This is a genomic window from Spirillospora sp. NPDC048823 (assembly GCF_043198445.1).
Taxonomy (GTDB): Bacteria; Actinomycetota; Actinomycetes; order Streptosporangiales; family Streptosporangiaceae; genus Spirillospora.
Genome location: NZ_JBICUT010000032.1, coordinates 1 through 10,924, shown reverse-complemented (window position 1 = coordinate 10,924; position 10,924 = coordinate 1). Strand labels below are relative to the sequence as shown.

The following is a 10,924-nucleotide window of genomic DNA, read 5'->3' as shown; positions in this document are numbered from 1 at the left end:
AGGTCCACACCGAGTACCTGGACCGGGAGCAAGCAGCGTAGATCTGCCCGCAGATCACCATCAGTCAGCTGTCCGGAAAGCGCGGGGCCCCTCAGGTGCGGGACCCTCGAACACGGCCACCGTCCCGATCTGCAGCGGCGTCGTGTCGTTCTCCGCGAAGAACATTCCGGCGTCCAGCGCGTTCATCCGTTGCATCGTGCACCGCCCTATGAGGTCTCCCTCCAAGCCAACCTCGGCACCCGGTCGCCGCTCCAGCGGCGTTCGTCCCCGCGGCCACGGCCGAAGGTCCCGGCCGTCATCGCCATGACGGTGCCTGATCGGCTCCGCCTCCCGGATGAGGCCCGAGCCGGCCTAGTGCGCAGGCACCAGGACACGTGAGCGGCTGGTCCGGGTGCACCAGGCGAAGACGGTGGCGGGGGACGATGCCCGCCGGGGCGCCGGAGGGGAGTGTTGGAGGCGCGTGAGGATCACGCATTTTTCTTACCTGGAAGTGTCTGGAGTGATCAAAGGTGGCGACATTTCTTTACCGGATCGGACGGTGGGCCTTCCGGCGGCGCCGGGTCGTGCTCGGCCTGTGGCTGGGCGCCCTGGTGCTGGCCGGGGTCGCCGCCGCCATGGCGCCGGCCGGGCAGGACGAGGGCCTCTCCATGCCCGGCACCGAGTCGCAGAAGGCGTTCGACCTGCTGGACGAGCGCTTCCCCCAGAGCAACTCCCAGGGTGCCGAGGCACGCCTGGTGTTCCAGGCCCCCGACGGGCAGCGGATGACGGCCGGGGAGAACAAGGCGGTCGTCCAGGACGCGCTCGGCTCGCTGGCCGGGGGCGATCAGGTCGCGTCGGCCACCGACCCCTACGAAACCGGCGCCGTCAGCGAGGACGGCACCATCGCCTACTCCACGATCGGCTACACCGTGGACGCCGTCGACCTGACCGCGCCCGCGAAGAGCGCCCTTGAGGACGCCGCGAGCCGGGCCCGGGACGCGGGGCTGACCGTGGAGATCGGCGGCTCGGCCCTGGATTCGCAAGAGGCGCCGGGCGGCACGACGGAGATCATCGGCGTGGCGGTGGCCGCGGTGGTGCTGATCCTCGCCCTCGGGTCGCTGGTCGCGGCCGGATTGTCGCTGCTGACCGCCTTCGCGGGCGTGGCCATCTCCTTCGGACTGGTCTCCGCGCTGGCCGTCCCGCTGGGCCTGACGTCCACCGTCGCCATCCTGGCGCTGATGCTGGGACTGGCGGTGGGCATCGACTACGCGCTCTTCATCACCTCCCGCTTCCGCGACGAACTCGCCCAGGGCAGGGAGCAGGAGGAGGCCGCCGGCCGGGCGGTGGGCACGGCCGGATCCGCCGTCATCTTCGCCGGCGCGACCGTCTTCATCGCCCTGGTCGGGCTGGGGGTCGTCGGGATCCCCGAACTCACCAAGATGGGCCTGGGCGGCGCGGGCGCCGTGGCGCTCGCCGTACTCGTCGCGCTGACCCTGGTCCCCGCGCTGTTCGGGTTCACCGGCCGGCGGATACTGTCCCGCGCCGTCCGCAGGTCGGCCCGGCAGCGAAGCGGGCGTCCGCGCCCGGTGCCCACCGCGGCCGGCCGTCCTGGGCTCGGCACCCGCTGGGCGCGGTTCGTGCTGCGCCGGCCGGTGACCGTGCTGATGGTCGCCGGACTCGGTCTCGGCGCCGTCGCCCTCCCGGCGCTGAGCCTCGAACTCGGGCTGCCTGGAGACGAGTCGAAGTCGGTGGAGACCACCGAGCGCCGGGCCTACGACCTGCTGTCGGAAGGCTTCGGCCCCGGCTTCAACGGCCCGCTGACCGTGGTCGTGGACATGCCGGAGTCCGCGGACACCCGGGGCACCACGGACCTGGTCGCCAAGACCGTGGGGGGAGTGGACGGGGTCGCGTCGGTCGGTGAGCCGGTTCTCAACCCGGCCCGGGACACGGCCGTCCTCACCGCCGTCCCGCGGACCGCGCCGAACAGCGGCGAGACCAAGGACCTGGTCCACGCGATCCGGGGCGCGGTCTCCGGCGTCGAGGACGACACGGGCGCCGGCGTCCTGGTGACCGGCACCACCGCGATGAACATCGACATCTCCGAAGCCATGTCCGACGCCCTCATCCCCTATCTGACCGTGGTCATCGGCCTGGCGGTGCTCCTGCTGCTGGTGGTCTTCCGCTCGGTCCTGGTCCCGGTCAAGGCCGCGCTCGGTTTCCTGCTGTCGGTGGGCGCCGCCTTCGGCGTCCTCGTCGCGGTCTTCCAGTGGGGCTGGGGCGCGGACCTGATCGGCATCGAGCAGACCGGGCCGGTCATGTCGCTGATGCCGATCCTCATCATCGGAATCGTGTTCGGCCTCGCCATGGACTACGAGGTCTTCCTCCTCACCCGGATGCGGGAGGCCTACGTCCATGGCGCGTCCCCCGGCGAGGCGATCGTCCACGGTTTCCGGCACAGCGGACGGGTGGTGGCCGCGGCGGCGATCATCATGATCAGCGTGTTCGCCGGATTCATCGGGATGAACTCCCCGACCATCCAGACGATGGGCGTCGGCCTGGCCGCCGCCGTCGCCTTCGACGCCTTCGTGGTCCGGATGGCGATCGTCCCCGCGGTCCTGGCACTGCTCGGCCATCGGGCCTGGTGGCTGCCTCGTATCCTGAACCGTGTGCTGCCGAACGTGGACGTCGAGGGAGAGAAACTGAACAGGCATGCCCCCGCCTCCGTGACCAGGCCGGACGCGGCGGTGCCGCTGCTCCACGGCGGCAGGCGCTGAGCCGGCCATGACGAACACGGGCGGCGGCGGCCCCAGATGGTGGCGCGAGGCAGCGATCACGGCGACGGCGTTCGCGGTGTGCCTGCTCGGCGGCGTGGTGCGGGTCGACGACACGCTGTCGGCGCCGCCCGCCGCCGCCTACCTCATCGGCGCGGTGTCCTGTGCCGTGCTGCCGCTGCGGCACCGGGCGCCCCTGGCCGCCATGGCGGCCACGACCGCGGCGGGCATGCTGGTGCCGCTGCTGGGACTCCTGCTGAGCCCACTCACCGCGGCCCCCGCCGTGATCACCGCATACTCGCTCGCCGTGCGCACCGAATGGCGCGCGGCGAGCGCGGTGCTGGCCGCCTCCGCGGCGCTGCTGGCCGCCTCCACCTCCTCGTTCGGTGCCCTCTCGTGGAAGGACGGGAGCCGGATGGTGGCGGTGGCGGCGTTCCCTCTGGTGGCCGGCGTGCTCGGTCACTCGACGCAGAACCGGCGGGCCTACCTGGCGGCCGTGGAGGAGCGGGCCCGGCGGGCCGAGAAGAGCAGGGAACTCGAGGCGCGCCGGAGAGTGGCCGAGGAGCGGGTGCGCATCGCCCGGGAACTGCACGACCTCGTGGCCCACCAGATCACCCTGGCCAACGCGCAGGCCACGGTCGCCGCCCACCTCTTCGACACCCGCCCGGAGCAGACCCGCAGGAGCCTGAAGGAGCTCGTCGAGACCACCGGCGACGCGCTCGACGACCTGCGGGCCACGGTCGGTCTGCTGCGCCAGACGGGGGACGCGGCCGCGTCCGCCGAACCGGCGCCCGGACTGTCCCGGCTCCCCACGCTCCTCGACTCCTTCCGCCGCGCGGGTCTGGAGGTGTCGGTGCACCAGGAGGGCACGTCCAGGCCGCTGCCGCCGGGAGTGGACCTCACCGCCTACCGCATCGTCCAGGAGGCCCTGACCAACGTGACCAAACATGCCGGTACCGGTAGCGCCCAGGTGCGCCTCACCTGGAACCGCGACCGCGTGGCCATCACCGTCACCGACGACGGAGGGGGCACCCATACGGCGACGACCGCGTCCGCGGTGCCGGACCGTCCACCCGGTTACGGTCTGATCGGGATGCGTGAACGTGCCGCCGCGGTCGGCGGACACCTCTCCGCGGGCAGGCTCCCGGAGGGCGGCTTCCTCGTCTCCACCGAACTGCCCCTCCCGCCCGCGAAGGACACGACGCCGGAAACCGGCGGAACGGCGACCATCGAGGGGCGAACGGCCGGCGGAGAGGCCGGGGACGCGCCGTGACGCTCCGGGTGCTCCTCGCCGACGATCAGGCCCTGCTGCGCGGTGCCTTCCGGATGCTCCTCGACACCGCCGACGACATCACCGTGGTCGGCGAGGCCGCCGACGGCGGGGAGGCGGTGAGACTCACCCGGGAACTGAGCCCGGACGTGGTGATCATGGACATCCGGATGCCCGAGGTGGACGGTCTCACCGCCACGTCGCAGATCTGCGCGGACCCGGAACTGCGCGCCAGCCGCATCCTGATCCTCACCACGTACGAGACCGACGAGTACGTCGCCCAGGCCCTGCGCGCGGGGGCCAGCGGCTTCATCGGCAAGGGCATCGGGGCCGAGGACCTGCTGCACGCCGTGCGTACGATCGCCGACGGCGACACCCTTCTGTCCCCCGCCGCGACCCGCTCCCTGGTCGCCCGTTTCCTGGCCACACCGGACCACGCCCCGCCGCACCACCCGGAACGGCTCGCCCTGCTCACCCCGCGCGAGCGCGAGATGGTGGCCCTGGTCGCGACCGGCCTGTCCAACCAGGAGATCGCCGAGCGGATGTACCTGAGCCCGTACACCGTCCGCGCCCACGTGCAGCGCGCGATGATGAAACTGGAGGCCCGCGACCGGGCGCAACTCGTCGTCATCGCCTACCGCACAGGCCTGGCCCACGCCACCCCCGACCACCCGTAGCGGTCATCGGCGGCGCGGGCGGGCGCCGCGGCCCACACCTCGGGGGTGTCCCTGTTCCTTGCGGATGCTGTCCGCCAGCGCCTCGCGGACGAGGAGTTCCCTCCAGGCCACGACCGCCGAACTCCTCGGCGATCACGGTCCTGGCCGCCGACATCCTGGTCATCGCAGGACCGATCTGGCTCGGCAAGGTCGGCCCCGGCCCCTCCTATCTCGACGAGGAACGAACCAGAATCCACGCTGCGTGGTGATGCCGCTCAGCGCATCGGGTCGTCGGGCTCCAGACGGCCGTCCGGGCCGATGGCGTCGTCCACCTCGTGTGCTCTCAGGTACACGGCGTCGTAATCAGGGCTGTCGCGTTCCCAGAGCAGCTCAGAGAGCTCACGCAGCGCGACGTACAGCTCGTACGAGGGATCACCATAGGTGGCTTCGCAGTAATCGACCAGGTCACGGAAGATCGTCTCGGCCTCGTCGAGCCGCCCTTCCAGCCGCAGCACATGCGCGCGGTTGACCATCACCTGCTTCCAGCCGTACGCACCGCGCTCGACGAGGTGCAGCGCCTCGTCGAGGAGGCGCATTGCCGTCCGGAGCGCCTCCGCGGACGCGTCAGCCCGGGGTTCACCCCTGCGCAGGCACGCCGCATAGTCGTTGAGGACTTCAACGAGCGTCTCCAGAGTCGATCGGCCGGGCTGGCGCCGGACGATCCGCCGCATGGTGGCGAGCGCCTCCTGGTGCGCCTCCCGGGCTTCTGTGAACCGCTTCGCGCGCTCCAGAAGATAGCCCTTGATGCTGAGCGTGCCGGCGTAGTCCGAATCCTCGGTGCCGAATATTCGGGCCCTCACCTCCAGCGACTCTTCGATCGCTGCGATCGCCTCCGGAAAGCGCCTGTCCTGTTCCAGGGCCAGAGCCAGATTGCCGACGATGACCGAATAGGCCTCGGGATCGGAGATTCCGGTCCGCTCGCATATCGCAACGGCATGCCGAGCGGTCTCGGCGGCCGTCGGTGCGTCATGATCGGCGCTCCGCTGGTAGACCGAAAGCCGATCGAGCAGGTACGCGGCGTCGCTCAGCCGTACGTCGAGCCGTTCTGCCTGCCCGGCCGCCGCTTCGACATGGGGCGGTGCGAGCCTCCAGCCGTCCCACGACTCGTGGTGGTGGGTGTCGGGCGAGAGGGCCGCCCGCAGGAAGCGCAGCACGAACGAACAGGCGGTGCGTTCGGCCGAGCGGCGCAGGCGGCTGCGCACGCGCTCCTGTACTTCGGCGGCGCACGTCACCGCGGACGGATCCGTACGGAACCATCCGTGCGCGGCCACCTCGGTGACGAGCGAGGCGAGCCGGGCGGGATCACGCACGACCGTGCGCAGCGGAGAGGGCAATGCGTCCCACCCTTCGCTGAGCAGTGCCAGGGGGAAGGGAGCCGCAGCCATAAAGCACAGCAGCGTGACCAGTTGCCGCTGTTCAGGCGGCCGATGCTCGAACAGGCGCGTCCACTCGTAGTCGAAACTCGAATCGGCCAGGGACGGCAGGACCGGCCCGTCCGGTATCTGCAGCGCGGTCGTAATCGCGTGGAACACCTGCGTGATTCCGGAGGCCGCACCTTTCATGCTGTGATTTCCCGGTAACCACATCACTGAGCGGATCCGCATCTCAAGCGCCGTCCTCGGGGTGGAGGACGACCGTGGCCGCAGTTCGCCGAACAAGTCGGCCGACCGGCGGGTCAGCTCTGGCGGGCCCAGTCCGTTTTGGAGGGTTCTGTCCCACAGCACGATGGCTTTGTCCGCGGGCAGGCCGACCGCCGTGAAAGCGGTCGGCGGGAGCGCCGCCGCCAGCGAGTGCACCGCCGCCGTCGCGCGAGCCGCGATCCATTTTCCCCTGGCCAGAGGTTCGATCGGCGGGCCGAGCCCGGCGAAGCCGGGGTGGTCGGCGATCCTGCGCAGCGCACGCCGCTCCTGATCCGGCAAGGAGAGGTTCCGCGCGCGGACCGCGTCACGAACCCCGACGAGCGCGTCGCAGAACCGGTCGTGCCACAGCTCCGAACTGAAGGGTTCCATCGGCAGATCACACCAAAGACGTTCTCCGACCATTCCCAGTTTCATAGAACACGGCGTGGATTCATAGCCTTCGCCCGGCGCACCCTGGGTGCATGAAAGACACCAGGAAGCGTTCGGCGCCGGGAAGGCCGGGCACCCCAACGGCCCGCACCGCTCCGGCCCGGCAGAACACACTCTTGTCGGTGCGCTCATTGATGATCGTTCTGATCTCCATGCTCGTGGCCACCACCGCCGGCCTCAGTGCAGGCATCATCGCGGGGATCGGCGTGCTGCACACGACGGGTGCCGTCGGAGCGGTCGTCATAGGCGTCCTGGCCGGCCTGGTCGCCGCCGTCCTCGCCGCCGCGACGATCGCCGGATTCCTGTTCGCGCTGGACGGCCGGCTCTCCGACTGATGGCCGCGCTGATTCCCTCGGCGGCACCTCGGCCCCCGGAATCCGGTCGATCCGTCGGCGGCCGGCGCCGGCACAACGCTCAGCCCGCCGGCCTGGGCCGAAGCTCGTCCAGGTAATCGGGAGGCGATGACACCCGGTCGTAATGCAGACTCCACAAAGTGATAGTGATACGGCCCGTTCTGGAGGTCTGTGCGTCCGAGGGGTTCGCTCTCTGGCCGGTCGCCTTCTCAGAACCGTACGGCTTCCTGCCGCTCAGTGGCACGTCCGACCCGGTCGAGGTCGGCACGGCGGTGATGCGCATCGCCGAGTACAACGACACCGATCCCGAGGACGACGGTGGCTCAGCGCAGCCTGCCGACCCTCTCGGGGCTTTCCTGCGCGGGCTGCTCACCATGGAGCCGCCTCTGGCACCCGGAGGGATGCGGGTCACCGACACGGCCACCGGCACGACCCTGCTACCAGGATGTTGCACCGGTTTCGATGAATGGCGCGACTGGAACAAGATCGTCGAAGAAGGGTATCCGTCCGTCGGTTTCGGCCACGATCCCTCCCCACTCGCCGAACGCCTTGGAGACACCGTCCGGCTGACCGTTGATGCCGAGCAGAACGACAGCCCGGTGATCGAGATGCCGGTCACCGGACTGCGCCGATCGCTCACCGCCGCCGAGCAGGATCTGAGCGACTTCCTCCAGTCGGCAGCCGTGTGGGCCGACCGGCACGTGCCCGACCACGCCGCCCAGGTGACCACCGCCCTCGCCCATGCGCTGGACATGCCCGCACAGGCCACACCCTCGAAACCGTGACCCGCACGGCCACTTCCGCGCTCCTCCGTAGCGCCGCTGCGATCGATGCTTGGATCCCAGGCGGAGAGTCAAGAGTGCCGCCAAGCCAACGCTGAACCATGACGGAGCGTGAGGCCGCGTTCCAGCAGCTGGCGCAATTCGTCGGCGGGTTGGACACCCGAGACCGGCGGCCTGTGGCCGATCACGAGCGAGGGGACGGCGGTGACACCGTGCTCGGCTGCGCGGCGCCGGTCGGACCGCATCTGTCCGGCGTAGTCGTCACCGGCGAGGACGGCGCGCACCCGGGCGGCGTCCAGGCCGGCCTCCTCACCCAGGCGCTGCAGGATCTGCGGGTCGGCCACGTTGAGTCCCTCGGAGTGATAGGCGCCGAGCAGGCGCTCCATCATCTGGTCGGCCCGGCCACGGTCGGCGGCCAGCCTGCACAGCCGGTGGGCGTCGAAGGTGCTCACCGGCCGGGCCAGATGCAGGTTGAGCTCCAACCCTTCCGCGGCGCCCAGGGCCCGGATCCGGGCGATCCGCTCCGCCGCCTGATCGCCCCACCATCCGGCCATGGCCTCGGCGGCCGTGGGGCCGGGGACCCGGCCTTCTTCCGGGGCCAGTTCGTAGCCGCGCCAGACGACCTCCACACCGGTGCGGTCGGCGAGACCCTCCAGCGCCGCGGTCAGGCGTCTCTTGCCGATGTAGCACCACGGGCACAGCACATCGGCATAAACCTCTACCTTCATGGACGTCCTTCGATGTGGTCGGCGGCGCGCATCACCGATGCACGCCTGCCCGGCGCGCCCGCCGGTTCGGCGAGAGCGCGCCGGCTGATGTTTCCGGTTCGATCAGGAGTCCAGGCGCTGCGGCCCGGGCCCGACTTCTGCGACAACGGTGTACGTGGGAATCCCGTTCATGCGCGCTTCCGCCTTGCCCGACAAGCCCTCCAGGGCCTTGCCGATGGCGGCCATCCGGCCTTCGGTGTCGGAGGTCTCCACGAAGTCGCGGTAGTCGGCCTCACTGGCCCAATGCACGATGTTGTACACACGGGTGCCATCGGTGCTGACATGGAAGCGGGCCGACCGGTAGCCGGGATAGAAGCGCACCCACCGCTCCTGGATTTCGGCGAAGGCCGCCACAAGCTCCTTCTGGGTGTCGACGCCATCGACGGTGTAGTCGATGATCGAGTAGAAGCCTGCATCCGTGCTCACGGACATCCTCCTCAAGGTCAGCAGCCAGGGCAGCGGCCCTGGTCGCCACCGATCCTCGGATCTCAACCGCACTTGAGGTCAAATCCTGGCTTCTCCTCGCCCACGTTCGCCACGGCTCGTGCTGCCGGAGGGCGCGTTCACGTCCACTGAGGCGGTATGCCATATGCCTGCACGAGCCGACCGGCCGGAACGCCCCGGAGAAGGACACGTCCGTCCTGCCGAGCGGCTGGTTACAGCGGCTCGCAATGGCGGCGAGATGCTCGGCAGTTGGACGTAAATGAAAGGCATGAAAAGGCTCTTGACTCAAATCCAAACACATCGATAGTTTCTCGAAAAACGGCCAGAAAAGTGCATTGAACGCGTCCGCTTCCCTGGGTTCCGCTGAACTATGACCGAAGAGCCCGCGGGCGGCGCGACCCCCGCCATGACACCGGACGACGAAGGAACCCCGTGCTACCCGCTCTCCGTAGATGGACCATCACCGCCGTCGCCGCGCTCACCGCGTCGACGGCCGCGCTCACCGGCGCCTACCTCACCGGACAGCAACCGCAGGCCGCCAAGATCGGCGCCGTCTCCTACGCCGCACCCGCGGCCAAGGCGATCGCCGCGACCAACCTGTACGTCGACCCGAACTCCAACCCGGCGGCCTGGGTCGCCGCCAACCTCGGCGATCCGCGGGCCGCTCGCATCAAGGCGGCCATCGCCGACCGGCCGATCGCACGCTGGTTCGGCAACTGGAACAGCGACGTCACCGCGGCGGTGTCCCGCTACGTCGGTGGCGCCGAGCAGGCCGGCGCCACACCGATGCTGGTGGCCTACAACGTCCCGGGCCGTGACTGCGGCAGCCACTCCGGCGGCGGCGCGGGCAGCCCGGAGGCCTACCGCACCTGGATCGGGCAGTTCGCCACGGCCATCGGCAACCGTCAGGCGATCGTCGTGGTGGAGCCCGACGCAGTCGCCCAACTGGACTGCCTGCCGAACGACACCGAGCGGCAGATCCGGCTCGACCTGCTGAAATACGGTGTGCAGCAGCTCAAGCAGAAGGCGCCGAACGCCTGGGTCTACCTGGACGCCGCCAACGCCAACTGGATTCCCGCCGGCACCATGGCCCAGCGTCTGCGGGCCGCCGGGATCGCGGACGCACGCGGCTTCTCGGTCAACGTGTCGAACTACTACACCACCGAACGGTCGGTCACCTACGCCAGGGCCGTCAATGCCGGGCTCCCCAGCGGCAAGACCTTCGTGGTCGACACCAGCCGAAACGGCAATGGCTCCAACGGTGAATGGTGCAACCCTGCCGGACGCAGGCTCGGCACCCCGCCCCGCGAGGGGGCCGACGCTGAACTGGAACTGTGGGTCAAGGTCCCCGGAGACTCCGACGGCGACTGCGGGATCGGCACCGGGATCCCCGCCGGACAGTTCAGCCCCGACCTGGCCATCCGCCTGATCGACGGCACTCGATAACCGCTCGCGGGCGTAACGCCCGCGCCATAACGGTGAGCCCTCGGCCTGACTTCGGCCGAGGGCTCATTGCCCACTCGCGGGCGACCTCGGTGGAGACCCTCAGCCTGGATCCACGGCCTGATTTCCGGTGATCCATGTTGGTTCCGATCTCGTCATGAGAGCCGGTCTGCTTGGCAGAGCGGCATTTCGGGGGCGTGCGGGGTCTGCCACGCGCAGGTCCGTGGCCTGTCCGGGGGGTGCGGATCGGGGGTGGGATGCGCCGGCGGGCGCGGTGACTGTGATGGTCGTCGGGAACGGTGACCGGGTCGGGGCGGGTCAGGCCACTGT

Annotated in this window: 10 protein-coding genes; 6 read left to right on the top strand and 4 right to left on the bottom strand. The window is 70.1% G+C overall.

What is annotated here, in order from left to right:
* Positions 1-60 precede the first annotated feature (60 nt).
* Positions 61-186 (bottom strand): hypothetical protein, encoded by a 126-nt coding sequence (locus tag ACGFK0_RS37335; RefSeq protein WP_392913442.1) that lies wholly within the window; start codon positions 184-186, stop codon positions 61-63.
* 323 nt (positions 187-509) lie between these two features.
* On the opposite strand from ACGFK0_RS37335, the gene ACGFK0_RS37330 reads away from it, so the two are divergent.
* From ACGFK0_RS37330 to ACGFK0_RS37320, 3 genes are read left to right on the top strand one after another with little or no spacing between them, the layout of a single operon-like run.
* Positions 510-2,753, top strand: coding sequence for an MMPL family transporter (locus ACGFK0_RS37330; RefSeq protein ID WP_392913439.1), 2,244 nt, complete (start codon positions 510-512; stop codon positions 2,751-2,753).
* A 7-nt stretch (positions 2,754-2,760) separates the two neighbouring features.
* Entirely contained in the window at positions 2,761-4,023 is a 1,263-nt protein-coding gene (locus ACGFK0_RS37325; RefSeq protein ID WP_392913437.1) for a sensor histidine kinase, read from the top strand.
* A complete protein-coding gene (locus ACGFK0_RS37320; RefSeq protein ID WP_392913435.1) occupies positions 4,020-4,697 on the top strand; it encodes a response regulator in 678 nt (225 codons plus the stop codon). The genes ACGFK0_RS37325 and ACGFK0_RS37320 overlap by 4 nt, the downstream gene beginning before the upstream one ends.
* A gap of 254 nt (positions 4,698-4,951) precedes the next feature.
* Here the strand turns inward: ACGFK0_RS37320 and ACGFK0_RS37315 are convergent, their stop codons facing one another.
* A complete protein-coding gene (locus tag ACGFK0_RS37315; protein WP_392913433.1) occupies positions 4,952-6,790 on the bottom strand; it encodes a tetratricopeptide repeat protein in 1,839 nt (612 codons plus the stop codon).
* Between the two features lie 137 nt (positions 6,791-6,927).
* On the opposite strand from ACGFK0_RS37315, the gene ACGFK0_RS37310 reads away from it, so the two are divergent.
* A complete protein-coding gene (locus ACGFK0_RS37310; protein ID WP_392913430.1) occupies positions 6,928-7,140 on the top strand; it encodes a hypothetical protein in 213 nt (70 codons plus the stop codon).
* 293 nt (positions 7,141-7,433) lie between these two features.
* A complete protein-coding gene (locus tag ACGFK0_RS37305; RefSeq protein WP_392913428.1) occupies positions 7,434-7,943 on the top strand; it encodes a hypothetical protein in 510 nt (169 codons plus the stop codon).
* Between the two features lie 68 nt (positions 7,944-8,011).
* Here the strand turns inward: ACGFK0_RS37305 and ACGFK0_RS37300 are convergent, their stop codons facing one another.
* Positions 8,012-8,668 (bottom strand): DsbA family protein, encoded by a 657-nt coding sequence (locus ACGFK0_RS37300; protein ID WP_392913425.1) that lies wholly within the window; start codon positions 8,666-8,668, stop codon positions 8,012-8,014.
* Between the two features lie 102 nt (positions 8,669-8,770).
* Entirely contained in the window at positions 8,771-9,139 is a 369-nt protein-coding gene (locus ACGFK0_RS37295; protein ID WP_392913419.1) for an antibiotic biosynthesis monooxygenase family protein, read from the bottom strand.
* 444 nt (positions 9,140-9,583) lie between these two features.
* On the opposite strand from ACGFK0_RS37295, the gene ACGFK0_RS37290 reads away from it, so the two are divergent.
* Entirely contained in the window at positions 9,584-10,597 is a 1,014-nt protein-coding gene (locus ACGFK0_RS37290) for a glycoside hydrolase family 6 protein (RefSeq protein WP_392913417.1), read from the top strand.
* Positions 10,598-10,924: the final 327 nt, after the last annotated feature.